The sequence below is a fragment of the Paramuribaculum intestinale genome (genome assembly GCF_030759015.1).
Classification (GTDB): domain Bacteria; phylum Bacteroidota; class Bacteroidia; order Bacteroidales; family Muribaculaceae; genus Paramuribaculum; species Paramuribaculum intestinale.
The window spans coordinates 1,827,225-1,846,578 of record NZ_CP098825.1 but is presented as its reverse complement, the minus strand read 5'-3'; the positions used below and the strand labels follow the sequence as shown (position 1 = coordinate 1,846,578).

Annotated in this window: 14 protein-coding genes; 3 read left to right on the top strand and 11 right to left on the bottom strand. The window is 43.7% G+C overall.

Translation table 11 applies throughout. From position 1 onward, the window contains the following. Window positions 1-150: 150 nt before the first annotated feature. The 4 genes from NF347_RS08200 to NF347_RS08185 are packed head-to-tail and all read right to left on the bottom strand — an operon-like array spanning window position 151 to window position 2,266. Window positions 151-669, bottom strand: coding sequence for a DUF6155 family protein (locus tag NF347_RS08200; protein WP_107036508.1), 519 nt, complete (start codon window positions 667-669; stop codon window positions 151-153). Window positions 670-725: 56 nt separating this feature from the next. Then, on the bottom strand, window positions 726-1,730 hold the full coding sequence (locus tag NF347_RS08195; RefSeq protein WP_107036507.1) for a HipA domain-containing protein: 1,005 nt from the start codon (window positions 1,728-1,730) through the stop codon (window positions 726-728). Then, a complete protein-coding gene (locus NF347_RS08190) occupies window positions 1,723-2,052 on the bottom strand; it encodes a HipA N-terminal domain-containing protein (protein ID WP_107036506.1) in 330 nt (109 codons plus the stop codon). Before NF347_RS08190 ends, NF347_RS08195 begins: the two co-directional genes overlap by 8 nt. Before the next feature lie 13 nt (window positions 2,053-2,065). Further along, complete coding sequence (locus tag NF347_RS08185) at window positions 2,066-2,266, bottom strand: helix-turn-helix transcriptional regulator (protein WP_107036505.1); 201 nt, start codon at window positions 2,264-2,266, stop codon at window positions 2,066-2,068. Window positions 2,267-2,827: 561 nt separating this feature from the next. On the opposite strand from NF347_RS08185, the gene NF347_RS08180 reads away from it, so the two are divergent. From NF347_RS08180 to NF347_RS08170, 3 genes are read left to right on the top strand one after another with little or no spacing between them, the layout of a single operon-like run. Further along, window positions 2,828-4,042: a hypothetical protein gene (locus NF347_RS08180; protein ID WP_107036504.1), complete on the top strand. Its 1,215-nt coding sequence runs from the start codon at window positions 2,828-2,830 to the stop codon at window positions 4,040-4,042. Between the two features lie 58 nt (window positions 4,043-4,100). Then, window positions 4,101-4,865 carry a metallophosphoesterase gene (locus NF347_RS08175; RefSeq protein WP_107036503.1) on the top strand — a complete coding sequence of 255 codons (765 nt, stop codon included), beginning with the start codon at window positions 4,101-4,103 and terminating at the stop codon, window positions 4,863-4,865. A 2-nt stretch (window positions 4,866-4,867) separates the two neighbouring features. Continuing rightward, window positions 4,868-5,470 carry a metallophosphoesterase gene (locus NF347_RS08170; protein ID WP_107036502.1) on the top strand — a complete coding sequence of 201 codons (603 nt, stop codon included), beginning with the start codon at window positions 4,868-4,870 and terminating at the stop codon, window positions 5,468-5,470. 429 nt (window positions 5,471-5,899) lie between these two features. Here NF347_RS08170 and NF347_RS08165 read toward each other — a convergent pair whose 3' ends face one another. From NF347_RS08165 to NF347_RS08135, 7 genes are read right to left on the bottom strand one after another with little or no spacing between them, the layout of a single operon-like run. Then, window positions 5,900-6,985 (bottom strand): Fic family protein, encoded by a 1,086-nt coding sequence (locus tag NF347_RS08165; RefSeq protein WP_107036501.1) that lies wholly within the window; start codon window positions 6,983-6,985, stop codon window positions 5,900-5,902. 3 nt (window positions 6,986-6,988) lie between these two features. After that, window positions 6,989-8,026: an alcohol dehydrogenase gene (locus NF347_RS08160; protein WP_107036500.1), complete on the bottom strand. Its 1,038-nt coding sequence runs from the start codon at window positions 8,024-8,026 to the stop codon at window positions 6,989-6,991. Beyond that, a complete protein-coding gene (locus NF347_RS08155) occupies window positions 8,023-8,880 on the bottom strand; it encodes a hypothetical protein (protein ID WP_107036499.1) in 858 nt (285 codons plus the stop codon). Before NF347_RS08155 ends, NF347_RS08160 begins: the two co-directional genes overlap by 4 nt. Window positions 8,881-8,885: 5 nt before the next feature. Further along, window positions 8,886-12,446 carry a YobI family P-loop NTPase gene (locus tag NF347_RS08150; protein ID WP_107036498.1) on the bottom strand — a complete coding sequence of 1,187 codons (3,561 nt, stop codon included), beginning with the start codon at window positions 12,444-12,446 and terminating at the stop codon, window positions 8,886-8,888. A gap of 11 nt (window positions 12,447-12,457) precedes the next feature. After that, window positions 12,458-16,030 carry a type I restriction endonuclease subunit R gene (locus NF347_RS08145; protein ID WP_107036497.1) on the bottom strand — a complete coding sequence of 1,191 codons (3,573 nt, stop codon included), beginning with the start codon at window positions 16,028-16,030 and terminating at the stop codon, window positions 12,458-12,460. A 19-nt stretch (window positions 16,031-16,049) separates the two neighbouring features. Beyond that, entirely contained in the window at window positions 16,050-17,309 is a 1,260-nt protein-coding gene (locus tag NF347_RS08140; RefSeq protein ID WP_107036496.1) for a restriction endonuclease subunit S, read from the bottom strand. After that, window positions 17,309-19,312, bottom strand: coding sequence for a type I restriction-modification system subunit M (locus tag NF347_RS08135; RefSeq protein WP_107036495.1), 2,004 nt, complete (start codon window positions 19,310-19,312; stop codon window positions 17,309-17,311). The genes NF347_RS08140 and NF347_RS08135 overlap by 1 nt, the downstream gene beginning before the upstream one ends. Window positions 19,313-19,354 lie beyond the last annotated feature (42 nt).

Below are 19,354 nucleotides of genomic sequence, written 5' to 3'. Positions count from 1 at the left end.
GTTCGCCTGTATCTTCGCAGACGAAGTAGCGGACGTGAACACGAAAATTCTCACCCCGGAATTCCACATCTTCCATCGTGCATACTTCCTTAACTTTCCCTCCAGTGAAAGGGCTTCTCATATTGACATACTTTTCCATTAAATGTAGCTTTATTCGTTGGCGTATTCGTAATACATATCCCAAAGAGTATCGGGAAATCCATAGCCACAACATTCTACCGACTCTATCATCCTCTTTATTCTTGGCGCAAATTCGGTCAATAGACCATTTTGCACTATGAATTTGACTGCCTTGTTGAAATTGTTTTCCAATGCGGTGTAGAATGGTTCTTCGTAATCTCCGAATTGAGCGGTAAGGCTGCACCCCTGTTCTACATAGTATAGCATGAGGTCGGCTATGGCATGAGGGTCGGGAACAAGTTTCTTGAAAGCGGTGATGAGTTTGTTGCATTCTCTGAAACTCGGATCCTTCGGATAATCATTCCGTCCGTAGAATTGGCTACGGATGGCTTTTTTATATTTCTCCAACTCTGCATCGCTGTTCGGTTCAAGATAGAATTCCAACCATGCATTGGCCTCCTTGCTTGCACCATACAGTTCAAGCATTATATCGACTACCTGTTCTTTTGTGAGCGACAGTAGATGTTTCTTCAGTTTTGCTTTTGACATAGTGTTTTAATGGTTATAACAAGTCACTATTGGGGGATGTTACTTTGCCGACGATGTTACTCGGAGATGCGGGTGAAGCGGCTGATGCGTTCGTTGACGATGCGGATGTAGTTGCGCTTCATCTTTTCGGAGAGGTAGCTACGGTCAATCAGTTGTCTGGCATCATCGGGGAGAGTCATAGAGCGGTCAAGGATTTTGTTGGCTCGTTTGCTGACCAATCCGATTTTAGCCGCGAATCTCTCGAAGTCGAGTCTGCAAGGATGGCCGGTGCGGTCATAAACATCGCTCTTCTCAATATCGGGCGACAGGCCGCCGTCAAGACCGAGGTCATCGCCATCTACATGTAGGCTCGTGTTCAAAAGGTCATACGCCGGAGCAAGTCTGTAATCCTGCCCATCAAGAATCAACGAGAAGTTTTTAAAATGCGCGTCACCATTGGCGTAGATGTAGTTGAACACGACAAGCGTGAAAAACCGCTCCATATCTACCATCCATGCGGCGACATTGCTACGGATTGCCTTTGCAATATCCTCATAACTGCCATTGTATTTGAACTGTGTTCCGATCACCTGCTCATTCTTACCTACCAACGAAGCGAAATCTTCCATTGGTGTTTTATTGTCATCGGGCAAAATGTCGAATCGTCGTGTGATGTATACAGCTTGACCATCGGGTGTGAAACATAAACCGTTACTTGCCGTCATAATCCCGTAGACCTGCGAGGCAATCTGCATGGTCAGATGCTCGTTTGCCGGAATCTGTTTGCGCTCGCGCAAAGTCTTATCCCACGGAGCCGGTTTCAGAATATGGGTGGAGCGTTCTCCATCCTGTGCAATGCGAATCTTCCCATTCTCAATTATAGCCGGAAACTTTTCTTGCACACCGGACACGGATATTCGGTGCATCGCCTCGACAATCTCACCGACATTACGGAATTCATCAATGTTGAAATTCAGCATCGGAGAAATTCTGTTGGCACCAAACAACAGCTTGGAGGCCTTTGGACTGTATGTATCAAATCCCTCTTGAAGAGAGGATGGGCAATTCTTTATATCAATCATGTCTTGAAGTTCTAATATTAATAGCACCAATGAAATCCGTGTCAGCCATAGCCGACAGAATCCCGAAAAAATCCTTCTCGTCAATTCGGAGCGTCCGGCAAATCACTCCTCGGTTTGCTCCTTCCGGAATCATATTGGAGAAAAAGGGAAATAGCGAATCAGATTCAAAAGCACCCTCTTGCTTTGGTAAGGTTGCCGAAATTGGAGGCAAGTCCGAAGAAAGATATTCCAGCTCATACTTGAACGTATAATCGGCTCCCGGATTTAATTCCGTCAGCACTCCGGCCTTGGTCTCATTATAATAAACATCTAAAGTTCTCATACCTCAATCCGAATTAAATGGTTTTACGCACCCTGTACTCAATCTCGATGCCAAGCACATCCAGAATTTTCTTGATGGTGCTTAGCGACGGATTCCCTTGACCACGCTCTATATCCTTGACAGTGGCCACACCGACCTGCGCCATCTCAGCCAGATCTTGCTGAGTCAGCGAAAGCACCTCGCGCCTCTCCTTCATCAAATCTTTCAGCTCCATAGTCTAATATACTATACTTTTCTGCAAAGATAATCATAAAACCATAAGTAACCAAATAAAAGTATGGAATAATATACTTCTTCATTATATTTCTTTGGATTTGCATGAAAACAACTGTCAGGTATAATATATCATACTTAAATGCAGGGCTTGAACATTTAATTTTGTGGATTTGTAAAAAAGTATTAACTTTGCGGCCACTTAACTCGAAACAAATGGCAAGACAACATCGCAACATATTAGGCACCAGTAACATTCATGGCTTGAAAAGCTTTGAAGGTATGCTTTGTGCTCCGATTTCGTCTTGCGCCACATATCTCACATCAGGATATTGCCGACACGTTTGTTTCAGTTCTATAACTGATATAAGTTAACCTCGCTACAATTACAGGTTACAAGATACAACGACTGTCGGAAAGTCCATACCAACTTCCCGACAGTCGTTTTTTTGTGTCCCAATGGTATCAAAACCTTCTCCACCACGATTAGCTGCGGACACAAGCCGATGTCCTCTCTCTTCTCTTTACAACAACCGCGCTCCGGCGCAAAAACTCCAATAAAATGAAAAAGAATATTCTAACATACAATGACATACATTCGATTCCTACAAGCCGGATGGCATCTAATGGCATAATTGTCAATGTTAAAACTGTCGCTGAAATGAGAAGAATCGAAGAGTTGTTGTCAAGACTCCAACCAATGGGTGATGACAATGTCCGATATCTTTGGTTTCGTGTTGCCCCTGGAAAACCTGAAGATTGGGGTGATTACGAACAGATGAAGGCATGTGGTGATGTCCAGGACTATGACGACTATCTGAAGTTGTGGAAAGAGTATGTTAATGAGGATACTCTTTGGTATCGTATCTCTGTCGGGTATGTCAACGACTTTCACTATATGTTGATTGACAGTGATCATAATCTTTGGGATATCAGAAGTGCGAGATATGTTCACGACAAAGGTGATTCATCTATTTTCAGAGAAGATTATTCCGAAGTGATGGCAAAAATCCGAATGGCAATCGATCAATGCGTCGATGAAATTCTCAGGGACGGAGGAAAGAACTACATGGAGTTCGTGGAAGCGAATCTCCCTTATCAGAAGCGAACCGGTATTATCCCAAGACGTAGGCTGAATGAGATATTGGGTGGAAGTTGGATGGATGCGTTCAATCGGCCCAAGCTAATAGAAGTTCTTGAATCCAACTCGCAACCAATGGAATATGACCGATTGACACTCCGCACATATATGGATCTGTGGGCAAAGTGTTATCTTGCTGTCTATCCCGAAAAAGATGAGAAAAAATCTCCAAAGGAGCTCTTCGAATGGTATAGCCCGAAAGGTTGTGAGGCTGTAAAGTTCAATCTCGACTGCGAAGAGGACTTCATCCAATGGAAAGCTGAAAACAGCTCCTTTCATTGCCTTGATGTAGTTTATGCCCGTGTACATCTTTGGGTACGAAAAGATAAAACGAGCGGTAAATGGCACTTCATAATCGATACTTCAAGCTATTGGAATCTCGATGAGTATCTGACCATAGCGGAGAAACTCTATGATGATGGCATCATTCTTGAATATGGCAATCTCGACAAAATATTGCCTGTCTTGAAGGAGGCGGATCTCGTGGAGATAACCCCATCTGCATACAGATATTTTCAGCGTGACGGTGTTGGCAGTCAAATTGCTCTTTGGGGAATACCCGATGAGCTGCGAGAGGAGGTTATAGCCAACACGAACTGGGAGAAACAACATGAAGTAAAACCAAACAATGTATAACCAATTCCGACTCCGGCACTCTCCCCGGAGTCGGTTTCAACTCAAAATTTGATGAATTATGAAAATACAATATGCATCGGATCTCCATCTGGAGTTCCACGAGAATAGCCAATGGCTCAAAGAGAATCCTCTGATTCCGGTCGGTGACGTGCTGGTACTCGCCGGTGACATCGGTTATCTTGGCGATGAAAATTATAGTCGGCATCCCTTCTGGGATTGGTGTGCTGACAATTTTCAGCAGACAATCGTCATCCCCGGCAATCACGAGTTATACAAAAGCTTTGACATAAACGAACTTCAAGAGGGATGGAGTTTGAATATACGCCATAATGTAAAGGCTTGTTACAACAGCGTAGTTGCTCTATCAGATGAAATAGACCTGATTGTTTCCACTCTTTGGTCGCACATTCATCCCTGTGATGAATATTTGACAGAACGCGGCGTAACGGATTTTCATCGAATTCGAAACGGTAAATTCCGATTATCCGCACAGCGTTTCAATGAGGAACATGAGCGGTGCCGTGAGTTTATTGCTCGTAGCATTGAACACAGTAATGCCCGGCATATCATTGTCGCAACCCACCATGTTCCTTCGTTTGAACTGATGGCCGATGAATTCAAAGGTAGTCCAATTAACGGCGCGTTCACTTCTGAGTTGGGCGATCTTATCGCCAACAGCCGAATCGACTACTGGATATATGGGCATTCCCACCGAAACATAAGCAAGACAATCGGCAACACGCAATGTGTCTGCAACCAGCTTGGCTATACCTTTCATGGTGAGCAAGGAACATTCAAGCGTGATGTCATAATAGAACTTTAGCAATGAACTTCAAATTCGACGGAAGTAGGGTGTTCTTTACATCGGACACCCACTTCAATCACGCAAATATAATCCGCTACTGCCAGCGTCCTTTCAAGGATACGGCAGAGATGAACGAGACATTGATAGCCAACTGGAACCGAACGATCGGCAATGATGACATCGTATTTCATCTCGGAGATTTCTGTCTTGGAGGTGCAGCCGAATGGGCCCAAATGCTCGATAGGCTTAATGGACGGATATACCTGATTCTTGGTAACCACGACTTGAAGAATATACGTCAAGGATTTATCGATCGCTTTGAGCATGTGGCCATGCAGATGCGTATTGAGGTAGGGAAAAAGAAAATCTACCTCAGCCACTATCCATTTCTCTGTTTTGAGGGAGGATACAAGACTGATGTATGGCAATTGTTTGGACATGTGCATACGCGGCCCTCAAACACTGGCATTGATGCCGGACGGCTTCAACATCTCTACCCGACACAATTCGATGTTGGTGTCGACAACAATAACTTCACGCCCTTGTCATTCGACCAAGTCCGTGAGCGGATACAATGGCAAATAGAGCAAGCAAACAAACGAGAGCCACGCCAAAAGCGATAATACTTGACATCCAATCCAACGCCACAACTAGCTACCTAAATACAGTCGGTTGTGGCGTTTTTATTCTATACACGTTGGCTAGCGATGCTGATATGGATGACTTAGAAAACTGAATCTCCCACCAGTGTGTAATTGTGTTGATAATGTTACTCGGAACATCAAAAAATTTGAACTACCGAGAAATCCTCGGCAGTTATTTCCATTTTGGAAACAACTACACGCTTAGTCCTTACATACTATATCAGAACGATCATCTTCAATTGCTCCACTTGGCATTTTCCCTCAGTTTGAACTTGTGCAAAAAATGCAACAGTTGAATCTGAAGCCAATTCATCTGCCTCATAAATCTTAGTGATGTTGCGCTCGACTTTACTACCGTCTTTATCTTAAGTTGTTGCAAAAAATGCAACAACTCGATTCTGCTATACCTCAACTCTTTAAAAGCCGTTTAACAATCCATTCCGGGTAATTCTTGACACCTCGGCGTTCAAGCAGCTCTTTCCCTTTCAGAGAACGGATGATACGATCTATGGTGCTACGAGAAAGTTTTGTGATTTCCACAATTCTATCAAGAGACACATGGTTGTCTCGCTGCATCACATCTATTACAGCTTTTTCATTTTCAGTTAACTTTACTCCGGAAACGTCATCGTGACGTTGTGACGTTTCCGAAACGTCATCATGATGTTTTGCCTCATCCCATCTGATATGCAGATAACGATTTCGCAGCTCGTTGTTTTCGCCGAGAAGAAGATTGCGGAAGAAAAGGATAAGATATTCATATGTAGGTTCTACACCCTTGACGGCATTACGGTAGTTGGCGCGGACAAGCGCATTGCGGAAATACCACGAATGGCTCTTGAACATATCATTCTCAACCGAGTACCCCATCGAACGCAGATACTTGATGGTGAATACAGCGGTAGTACGCGTGTTTCCTTCAGGGAATGGATGGATTTGCCATATGTCCGACACAAAACGTACCAGATGCTCAATAATTTGTGACTGCGATAATCCCCTGTAACTGAACTGTCTTTCCTGTTCAAGGTCGTATTCAATAGTGCGGGTCAAATCTTCATAAGGGCCATAAAGAACGGTAGCACCATCAAGGACCCATTCTTTCTTTGTCACGTTATATTTTCGGAATTCACCGGCATGTTTCATAACACCGTTGAATATACGACGATGAACCCCGGCCAACCCCTGAAGTGAGAACGAGAAAGATTGCTCCGAAAGAACACGGACAATATTCTTCGACACCTCATCCGCCTGTTTCACATCATCGGGTATCTCACGCGCAGCCTCACTCTGATAATATGTTGTAATCAGTTTGTCAACATCATCAATGTTGACTTCACCCTCGATGTGCCTTTTTGCGGTATCAACCAGATAGTCAGATACCTCAAGGCCGTCAACCTTTTGCAACCCAATAGCCGTCTGCCACAGTTCGGCGCGTTCCTTTGGCCCCGGTTCTGTAGCCCTCAAATATTGTTCAAATTCATTATAACGTTCCATAAGTCAATGAGGTGTTATCGCCACTTTAATAACGTTGTCGCGGCGGTTTTCAAACAGATCGTAGGCTTCCTCGATCTGCGAGAAGGGGAAGGTATGGGTTATCAGCGGGGTCGTGTCAATCTTCCCTTCGGATATAAGTTTCAGGATTTCTTCGCAGTCGCAACCATCAACGCCACCGGTCTTGAACGTCAGATTCTTGCCATACATATTCGGCAACGGTAAGACCTGAGGCTTATCGTAAAGAGCCACAACCGTTACAATTGCATTCGATCGAGCCGCTTGCCAAGCCAACTGGAATGTATCTTCCGCACCGGCAACCTCAATCACGCGGTCCGCACCGCCATGTTCCGACAGCCGCAACGTTTTCTCCAGACACACCTCCGGAGAGACAACGACCACATCAGAATAATGACTCTTGACAAATTCCTGACGCACCGCATCCTTCTCGCAGACAATAATTCGTTTCGGATCATAAAGCCGGACGCACTGTAAAGTGCAAAGTCCGGTCGGTCCCGCACCGATAATCAGCACCGTATCATCCTCGCCAATCTCCGAAATCTTTGCAGCCCAATACCCGGTGGCAAGAATGTCACCGACAAACAGAGCCTGTTCATCGCTCACATTATCCGGAATCTTTGTCAGACCATTGTCAGCAAACGGCACGCGGACAAACTCCGTCTGTCCGCCGTCAATCCGGCAGCCAAGCGCCCAACCACCATTCGGGTCAGTGCAATTATTTACCCACCCATGCTGGCAGAAGAAACACTCCCCGCAGAACGTCTCCACATTCACAACCACGCGGTCGCCCGGCTTAGCTTTGGAGACAGCCTCGCCGACACTCTCAACCACACCGACCATCTCATGCCCGACAGTAATGCCAGGCACAGCCCTCGGCACGCTCCCATGCTTGATATGCAAATCGCTGGTACAGATACTGCTCAGAGTCACCCTCACCACAGCATCCGTAGCCTCTACGACTTTAGGCTTATCCTTCTCGATTATCTCAAACCGGCCTTTGCGAATATATGTCAATGCCTTCATATTTCTTCCGTATTCAGTTCAATTATTTGAACATCAACGCCTAATAAGTTAATTAAGCGTTGATGAAGATCTGAGAAATCTCTTCTTACGACAAGAATTGCCTTTACAGGAGCATTTGTTCCGTCTGCCTTGGTTAATGCTTCAAGTATAGCTTTATATTTGATGCACTGGAATATACCTCGTGTTATGTCGGAATCGTCAGATATTGACGGCTTTACTTCAACAGCAACCCTTGAACCATCTATGCACTCAAAATAGACATCCAATCTATCTCCAGACGGAAGTATATGTTCAACATCAGCATTGATGATTTCTGTGACGCCCAAACAAGAGGGATGACTTTTTACATAATCTTTTAGAGCCTTGTGTTCAGGGCTTTCCCCTCCAAAACTACATCTTTGTGGATTCTTGATTTTGTCTATCTCTTCTGGACTAAAAGACAATAAGGGCGATAGTCCTAACTCATCCAAGATCATATTCCAATGAGGGTAGTTGATCGCTTCCTCATCAAGCCCTTTCACAAATATTCGCTTGCCCTCATCAGACCATGTATTGTAGCTGGGTTCTACGTAACTGAATCCAGCTGCTGGCAGTCCCGTGTTCTTGTCTTTTATTAATGAATTTAACGTTGGTATTTTGGTTTCAAGTTTCTTTGCTAAAGCCTCAACAACATCTTGTACCATCCCAAGTACATGCCCAACTCCAGAGAACCTATTTTTGCCTAAAACGATAATCAGATCGCTATAGGTGTGGTTTGTCTGACCAGTCTGTGCCCAATGAATAAGCACAGGAATAGCTTTCCGAACATTTTCCCGGGTTTTCTCAGTTTGTATGATTGTATCTATAATATCCATAGTGATCAGGATTTGAAATAATTTGGTCGCATATATTCTCCTTCGTCTTTAGCGGAAGAGATAAAACCTTTATTTTTAAGAGTCTTCAGAAGTTCGAGGTTCGGCACTGTTTTGTCGATTTTGGGTTTCTTATGCCTTTCCGAAATGGCCGTAAAGGATGGGTCTCCTATAGATTGAAGCACATCTATGAATTCGTTTTCATTGTAATCAAGCGCAATAAGTACATGATTGGCTATTATCTTTTTGGGGACAAGCAGAGAACTTTGCTTGATGAGACTTCTCAATTCTGCAATAGTGTATGATATGCCATCTAGATTTTCTGAGAATATAGAAAGAACGATATTACTTAGGGATTCGTTATTTTGAGTTACAGGATATTGAGCTTTACGGATGATTGTAAGTTTTTCTTCAGTCGAAAACCTATCACTTTGCAACAGCACCAAGCATACTTCGGCAGATAGCATATAGTCCCAATCAATATTTTCGATGAACTTCTTATTCCAGAAAATTAGGTATGTTGAAAGTCGTTCAGTGCCATTTAAAACGGCTATATTTTCTTTATCAAAAGGTATTTTCCGATTTCTCAATAACAATTCGAATCGTTCTTTCGAAAGTGTAGTTAGATACTCATCACCTTCCACATCACATCTAAACGCTTTATTGAGAGATACGTATTCATCGAATGTAAGATGTTCGTTAGAACCAAACAGTAAATCAAATAACTCAATTTCTTTTTCAACCCCACTAGCACTCTTCTCTATAGATAGACTATCGCAGTTGGATTTGATGAAGTTGAGCACGAGAGAAATATTGCTTCCATATTTTTCATATAATATAGAGACATTCTCCCATGTAGGAACTATTAAATTGCATTCATACATTAGCATAGCCTGTTCGTCAGTAAGCCCAATAATATTTTCTCTGCGGCATTCTTGCCCCATCAAGAATTGTCTTTTCTTATCTTCTGGTAAATTGCTATTGAGAATAAATTCAATAGATTCCAACGATTCGTTGTTGTACTGAATGTTCATACAATCGAACGTAGTGGAAAAGTTATCCTCGTCCAAAAGATAAGACTTAACATCATCGTTGCCACAATTCTGTATATTATCCAATGTTATGTCTTGGACTGTTGTCTCTGGCTTATCATATACAGTTGAGAGCACGACACAGAGGTTGTCTTTAGTTATAATGTATGAGTACTCAGATATTACATTATTCAATAAGGGGGCATTTCCAGCCATAAGAGCCGTAAATGTTGCGTTTTCGATGATGAATCTAAGCCTATCATTCTCAATATATGCATACTGGCTATGAATGAAGAGATAGTTTTCACTTATCCAATTGAAAATTTCATCATTAAGGTCTCCTCCAAATTGGATGATGCTGATTATAAGATTGTTCTTTTTCTCGTCATTCGGCAGAGCAATTACATCTTTCCAAATTGAAGACAGGCGAGATTCGTAATAGGTCACAAGGAATGCTCCAGGAGAATGGCTTGAAATGTAAAACTCACCGAGAAAGTCGTATCTCTTCGAGGTGGTTTCAATCACATCAACCATACGGTCATAAAAATCGGAAATTTTGGAATTCCTTGACTTGTTTGACGTAAAGTAATCGAGCAATTCAATATTAAGAATGCTCTCTGTTATAAAGTTATTTGGACGCAGTTCCTTAGCGAAATTATCAATTTTATCAATATGTCTATTATATTCGGGCGTTTGCAATTGTCTGATTGAAAGGATGTACTCTCTATCCGCCGGAGAAATCAGGCCTTCATAGAAGTAAGAAATGTAGTCATAATAATCTTCATCGATATATCCCTCAATAAGGAATATATTCATCATCTCACTTAATCCCAAGTTCATATATAAATCGGATGCCATAACTTTGGGATATTTTAAAAGTATTGAAGCTAATTTTAGGCCAGATGTAGTTCTTAGGTCTTTATTTAGATTGTTTAGACGATTCTTGAGTGTTTCTGGTTCAATAGAAATTAGTTGAATTTTTGCAAAGTATGGTGATTCTTGATAAACTGACTTTACATTAATACGAGTACTGGTAGTCGATGCGCTACCTGAATTATAGTTATACAGATAATGATAGCTTACACTTTCCTGAGTAAGCAAATCATTGAATAAGTTATCCGATGTTGCTATCGATTCGATTGTATAGTATTGATTGCTGATACGAATTGAAACTGCCGTTGAATTTACTTGGTTCAGAAGGCTTACCAAAAATAATTTTTTAAGTTCGACAATCTCCCATTTCTTCGCTTCTTTATATGCCTGTATCTCCTTATTGCAAACTGCAATTGAGTCATTGATTTCTTTTGTGGCAATTTCAATAAAAGCTTTCTTCTGAGATATGCATGCATACACTTTCCCTTTGCGACGATGCAATTCAGCGAAGTCTTTAGGATAGTAATTTTTGTACACTATCATTGCCAGCAACTTCGTCATATTGAGGGGCTGACCAGTCTTTGATAGTTTCTCTCGATACTGCTGAAATTCGTTTACAATATTGGTGAGAATACGCATATCTGGGATAAAGAAGGCTATGGAGGCCAAATCATCATCAGATATAGTATTATTGGGTAAACCAATTTCTGATAATTGCTTTTTAAGGATGTCCTTTGAGTTGGATGGATTGATGACAGGAATTACAGTGATTATATAGTCAAAGAACTTAGTCCGATGTTCATCATCAAAAACATCGTCTTTTACAGCATATACAAATGTGATATGGCGTTTAATCTCTTCTGATTCGTTGATTAGTTGATTCAGTTCTCTGAGTTTAAGATATATATCTGAGGTCTCAAATCTATCGAGGTCTTCAATGATAACCACGTTATATTCGGTAGCTCTGAAAAAATATAATATTTCATCTAGATGTTTGTTGAAAATTGAATTGTCCTCTTTAATATCGATTTCCCCATCCTTTAGGTTTAGTTTATTCAATTTTGAATTGCTATATCCTTGGACAAAGTATTTGATTACATAAGCTGAGCAAAAAAGCATATAGCCCATTGCGAGGAAATCAAATAATGAGTTCACTTTACCCCAGTTCAACCACTCATATGCTGAATCGACTTTAGCAAATTCGGGCTCAAAAGCTATAAAGAATGCGATTATAAAACCAATAGTCCAAAGTACAAGCCCCCACAATTCTTTTTTGGTGAAATAAGTTATACGCTTGAATCTTGAATTAGGAACTGTTGAAGCCTTTTCGCGATATATAAGTTGTTGAAGGATACTATATTCTATTCGGCGATTGAGAGCCTCCTTGTCGTCAGAATTCTTAGATTCATCTTCTCCTGTATCATTGTCCTCACTACCTGATTGAAGTGTTGCTAAAGAGATGGAAAGATAGTTCCGTCTGTCCTTGAAGTCTTGTTTGAGAGTATTGAGCACAGAACTCTTACCCGACCCATAAGGTCCGGTAAGAGCGATATTTCTAATGCCTTCTTCCTCAGCATTTCGAAGAACTTCATCTAGCTCTTCTACGGCCTTATAAGAATCGGGGTCATCTTTCTTTGTAAGAATCCTTGGAAGGAGAGTTTTCATAAACTATATTTTTATAGACCGTTCATTTCGAGGTCGGTGATACTCTTGGCTGTAACGTAGGCGTACATTGTCACGAGGATATGTACTGCCACTTTCAACTCTTCGTCGGTAAATTCAGGAGCGCTGTGAGCTTCGTCGTTGCGCCATGCACGCACTTTTTCAAGATAATCCCGGAAGCGGAAATATCTTGGATCGGTGGTGTGCTTCAACCTGCGTAGCGATTCATGACCAAAAATGCAGTCAGCAAACTGTGTTCTGTCAACTGCGCCTTCGCGGGTTGTCAACTCCCGGTTGTTGATGAGGTAATAGAGCTTCTTCAGGAACGGCTCGAATTTACCGACAAGCGTGTTGAAGTGGGCACGACGGTCAAGTTCTGTCAACCGGTCGTTGCAGAGAAGATGGTTGAGGGAGTTTATGAGAAGGTCGTTTGCTCCGTCAAGTCCTGGTTTTGTTCTCTTCTGGATGATGTTTATGAGATATTCAGCAACTTCATCCAGGCGGCGCGATGTCTGCGCGAGTTCGGCAAACTCAGAACGAATTTCCTCAATTATTTTCTCCGAGAGGCGATGCAAGTCGAGGTCGATATTGCTCTGTTGATTATTGCGCAATGCCATGTCGAGGATATTGCGGATGTATTCGCGTGCAAAGGGAGTGTCGTTCATAAACTCCTCATAGAGGTCTATGCCCTTACCGCTCATGTCAAGGACAAGATCTTGTGCTCTTTCTGAGAAAAGCTCACGAAGCACTCCGTATGAATTTCCAGAACGTACTGCCTCATTGATACTGGGGTCAGTCAACATCATATGGTTGAGCGGACGTAGCACTATGTCGTGGTCCTCAAGGAATCCACGATAGGGCTCGTTGACGATGTCAAGAATCTCACGGAGTGTCTTTTTCTCATCCTCAACTGGTGCTTTCACGTCACCGATGCGGGATGAACTGAGTTCAGCATCCTCATTTTCAAGAGCGATTGTCCCCTCCATCACCATTTGCAAGCGTAGTTTGTTAAGGTCAACGCGGTCAAGAATCTCCATCGGGAGAGTTTCTTTGGTGTATTGCAAACGTGGATAGAGAGCTCGGAGGAATATGTATTCACGTTCAAGCTCAGGGTCGCAATAAGTCAAGAGCTGCGCCATAAAGCCATAGCTTCGGATATAGCGGTTTACGAGTTTGCGGAATTTATCCTTATCTTCGTTGCTCAACGGTGTCTCCCGTTCGCGGACAATTGTGTTGCAGATTGATACTGCCGAAGCTGCATCTTCCTTGACCATTGCGGCTACGACTTGGTCTCTTTCGGCCGTGTTGTACAATTTGAACACCTTTATATCATCGAGAAGGGTATAGAGGCGCTGGGTGTCAACCTCGCCGGTGAGGATGGTGGTCTGATAATACTTTTGGAATGCCTTCTGCACGGAGTCTGCATCATTGCGGAAGTCAATCACCATCGTATCTTCCTTCTTTACACCTCCCTTGTCATAGCAACGATTGAGGCGTGAGAGGGTCTGTATGCACTGGATGCCACCGAGCATCTTATCTACGTACATAGTGTGAAGCAGCGGCTGGTCAAAGCCGGTCTGGAATTTATCGGCTACAATCAAGATGCGGTATTCGGGAGTATCGAATGTTTCTCGGATTTTATCGTCTTTGATTCCCCAGCCGTTCATCTTGTCTTCGGTGTATTTCGTACCATCGGGCAGCTCCACTTCTCCGGAGAAGGCCACCAACGTTTTGAACTCACTACCATATTCCTCAGCGAGTAGGTTGTCGAAAATCTTCTTATAGCGAACAGCCGCCGCACGGCTGTCGCTGACAAACATGGCTTTGGCTTTGCCCCCTATTTTGTTGCGGGTGTGCTGCATGAAGTAGTTGAGAGCCAAACGGGCCTTCAGTGTCATATTCTCCGGCTCCTGATTCAGTTTGCGAAGAATCAAAGCAACAGATTTTTTCTCACCATACAGCTCTTCCGGTTCATTAACGCCGGAGACACCCTCCGTGGTCATAGCCATAGTGGGATGCGCGGAGTTTTTCTCGATGTATTCAAACATCGTTTTGTAGGTGGTGTAGTTGCGAAGCACGTCGAGGATGAATTTTTCGTCGATGGCCTGCTTCATAGTATAGTAATCGTGTGCTACATATCCTTCAGTAGTTTTCTTTCCGAAAAGTGCGTATGTCTTGTCCTTGGGTGTGGCGGTGAAGGCAAAATAACTGATATGCCCCATCTGCTGACGCATTGTCTGCATATAAGCCATGAGAGCATCCATTTCGTTGCTTTCATATCCCTCGCACTCCATTTCGGCAATTAAAGCCTGAATATCCTCGTCGGTGGATAAGGCGTTGACAATATCCTTAGCACTTTCATTGCCTATTGCAGTGTGTGCCTCGTCAATGATGACAGCATAGTTGCGGTGCTTGTCGCGTTTAAGTTCGCTTAGTGCATAACTGAATTTCTGTACGGTGCTCACAATTATGCGCCCACCATCGTTTATCGCTTTGGCGAGTTTCTTGCTGCCGCGACGTATGTCCTTCACCACACCGGCTTCTGTTGCGAATGCGTTTACATCGTCAGCCATATTCGCATTTAGTACGATGCGGTCTGTCACCATGATGATGGAGTCAAACACCGGTGTCTGGTCATTATTGACAAGATTCACGAGCTGATGGGCGAGCCAAGCCATTGATTTAGTCTTGCCGGATCCAGCTGAATGCTCGATAAGATAATTATGACCGGGTCCTTCCTGTTCAACCCACTTGATAAGATTGCGGACAACCCTCAATTGGTGGTAACGAGGAAAGAAAGTGACAGTCTTTCCGTTGTCTGTCACCGATTTGATAAAGTGGTCGATGATGTTGAGTAGGGAGTCTGCTTGCCAAATGTCTTTCCAGAGATAGCTGGTGGCATAATCACCCGGCACTTGCGGATTGACGGAATCAACGTTGAATGGCAGGAACGAAGTATCCTCTCCGTTGAGAAAGGTTGTCATGAACGCATAGTTGTTATCAACTACGAAATGCACCAACGCCGTGCGAAGCATGGCATTCTTGGGGTCGCGGTCGTGGCGATATTGATAAATGCCGTTGGTATAGTTTTGGCCGGTGCCTTCGTTTTTCAGTTCAGCTGTGATAATGGGGAAACCATTGAGAAGAATACACAAGTCAAGTTCATTGCCCTTGTCGGCCTTGTCCTCTGAATAGCGCATTTGGCGAACCACTGCAAATCGGTTGGCGAGATAGAGCTCATGGAGGTTACTATCTTCTCCGGCAAGTGTCGGTTTGGTCTGCATCAGCTTGACCGGGATTCCCTGTATCTTCAGACCATTGCGTAGAATATCGACGAGAGAATGACCGTTATCGAGTTTTGAATTATAATCCTTAATAACCGCATTGAGTGCATCATCTCCGGTTTTGAACCTCTTCAGCAGACGTTCCCATGTTTCGTGCTGTGCGTGTAGAAACTGCCACAGCATCCCGGGGTCAACGCGACGTTTTATGTCGAAGTCTTTTGAGCTACGGCCGATATATAGAGGGGAAGCCAAGAGAGCAGCTTCGATATGTTCTTCAAAACGAGTTTCGTTGTCAGCGTTCATGATATGCGATTTGAGAGGATTAAACAACTTTTCTTTTACCGGTAACAACTTCAGAGATCAACGATTGACGAAGCTCTACAAGAGTGTCACGTTTCTTTTTCAGTTTCGCCTTCAGACCATCAATCTCGGCACACCTCTTGTCAAGATAATCGGCAATCTCATGCTGCTCATTCACTGGAATATCCAATAATGGAGCATTTGAAAGTTTTTCTTTTGTGAGATGAGCTATACTCACTTGACTAACAATAGACCAAAAATATTCTTTCTTGGACATGAAATAAATCCAATAGGCACAATATCTTGAATCAGTGTCAATGGGTGTTACCTTGTGTACTGAATTCTGAATAAAGAACGCGTTTTTATGATTATGCCAAATGGCGACTTTGCCAATATCACCACCTTCGTTGACTACCAAGTCCCCTTCTTGCAATTCGTAAATTTTCTTTTCAGAATCGTTGAACCACATTTCCTCAACTTCATCTAAGTTAAGTTGAAGCCACCCGATATTTCGAGATTTTAGATATTTTTCACAGGTATATTTATGTTCCTGCCCCTTGGGAGGTTCAGACATTAACATCTTGCCTAAGGTGATTATTGATTTATTTTTAAGCCTTGAGACCTTCCAATGCTCGGGAATTTCGCCGATCCAGTCGATGCCGGAGGCGCGGAGAGGGACGATGGGATTGAGTCCGCGGGTGACGACGCGCGAAATTTCGCTTTGTTTCAGTTCGTCAATCAGCTCAATCTCCCGGTCAACCTTTGCAATCGCAGCATCAATCTCACCACACTTCTCATCAAGCCACGCCGCTATAGCCTCCTGCTCAGCAAGTGGAGGAACGCATACCGGAAAGTCCTTCAACCAAGGTTGACGCACAGAGTCAACGGTATTTTTGGCTCCGCCTTCTTCAATTTTATATTTAAAAAGAGATTTTAAATACTGATACAAAAGAATACCTTTAATCTGTCTGAAATTATGGAAATTATAAACTCTCTGATGAAAGTCAAATTTACCATTAGCATAATGCAGAACTTTACCGGCGCCAACTCCATCACCAGCCATTAAAACAGCTTCTCCGTCAAAAGTATAAGAATTGATTCTCTCGATATGCGGAGAGCGCACATAGAATGGATAAATGCCATCATCTACCCGATTTACAGTATCTTTATCACCCGTAATCATATCACACAGATAACGCATTCTTACAACATTCCAATGGCTTGGTATTTCTCCAATCCATTCAACGCCTGACGGCTTGTATGAGTCGTATCGCTGTTTCATCACGCTTCGGAGATTAGAGATTTGAGACTGGACGTTGTGTCTGATTCAAGTGCCATCAGTTCGCCGAGAATTTCATCCGTCGAACGTAGTGGAGTATAGCGATAGAACAGACGCGTGAGAGGAAACTCGCAGCCGACCTTGTCCTTGCTCGGGTCGCGCCATGCATCAGGAACAAACGGCAATACTTCGCGCTTGATATATTCGTCTATGTCCTCTTTCATCGGAATAGTCTCGGTGTCGGTCAATGCCGGGTCAATAACCCATTGACCTTTTTCATCACCGGGTGTAACCCATACTATCGGTGCCTCAGGGTCAGCAGTACCAAGTGTGCGAACCAACTTGATTACAGCCTGTGTGGGCTTCTTAGGAAGAATCCGCTTCAGTTCATTGAAAACCTCCACGTCGGTGAGCCTCCCATCCGGAAAAGTCATCGCGGCAATCTTTTCCAACACTTCTTTGTCGGCCTTTTTGACTTTATCTGCCTTGGCCGCTTCAGCCGCCTTCTGTGCGATATTCTCGTAGAAGAGACGTAGCGGGCGGCAGATGGTAACAGTAGTGTATAGGAAATCCTCAATATCCATCAATCGTGCCATCTTCACATCCTCAGTTTCAGGAAGTATCGCATCCTTGAAATCACCGTATAAGTTGACAATCTCGTCAATGGCCTCATCCGGGATTTCGTAGCGTTTCTTACCAAGTGAGCGTTGGAGCAGTTTGGCATAACGAGGATGGGTGGCATCAATCATCAGCACCTTGCCCTTTCGCTCTGCCGGTTTCTTGTTGTCGAGAATCCAAAGATAAGTGGATATATCAGTGCCATAGAACAGATTTTTCGGCAATGCCACAATTGCATCGAGCAGGTCGCGTTCCATAAGCATCTTGCGGATTTCGCTCCATCCGCTGCCGGCCGCTCCATTGAAGAGAGGACTGCCGTTGAGTACAATACCTATACGCGAACCATTGGCATCCATCTTGCTAATCATGTGGAGTAGGAATAGCAGTGAACCGTCGGACGTGGATGGCAATCCCACAGAAAAGCGTCCGTCGCTCTTGGCTGCATCCTCTTTCACTTTTCCCTCAATCTTCTTCCAATCCACACCAAAAGGAGGATTGGCGAGCATATAACCGAATTTCTCGCCGGGGAACTGGTCGTTGGCGAGCGTATCTCCAAGTGCAATATTTCGGTCTTTGTCAAGGTCTCCCTTGATGAGAAGGTCAGACTTGCATATGGCGTATGTCTTTTCGTTCAACTCCTGACCGAAGAGATATATCTTCATATCCTTGCGGTCGGTCATTGACTGGAGGTAGCGTTTACCCTCCGTCAACATACCACCGGTACCACAACACGGGTCGTAAATTTGGAAATGCTTACCAACGGTGTTAACCTCCGCCTCACGTCCGTGCATGACTAATGAGACAAGCAGACGCACCACCTCACGGGGCGTATAAAACTGTCCGGCTTTGGTATTGGTGGTTTCCTTTGACTTACGGATAATAATCTCGAAGATGGTACCCATCATCGAATTGTCAACCTTGTCGGGATGCAAGTCAGCATTGTTGACAAAACTTTCTGTGACTTGAAACAGGAGGTCGTTGCGGTCAAGGCGGGAATAGATGCGACTGATGTCGCCATTCTCGCCATCCTCTTGTGTGAATGCCAAGAGGATATTGCGCACATTCTGCGTGAAGCCGTCAAGATACGTTTTGAAATTGTCGGCAAGCATCTTCGGCTGAGCAAGAAGTTTGTTGAGTGACAATCCTGACGTATTAAAGAATGTGAGACCGTTGCGGCGCATCAGAGCCATCAGCATCACCTCCTTCTTATCATCGGGGAAGTCCTTATACTGCTGGAAAAGCTCGTCATAGCGGTCCTGTAACACACAGTCAAGTCGCCGGAGCAGAGTGAACGGAAGAATCACGTTCTCTACCTCGGTATCGTCATACACACCACGGATAATCTCCTTGATGTTCCAAATCATGCCTGCAAGTTCCTGTTCTGTCATATATATCGAAAGGTATTTGTCGTTTTCTAATGCAAAGTTACT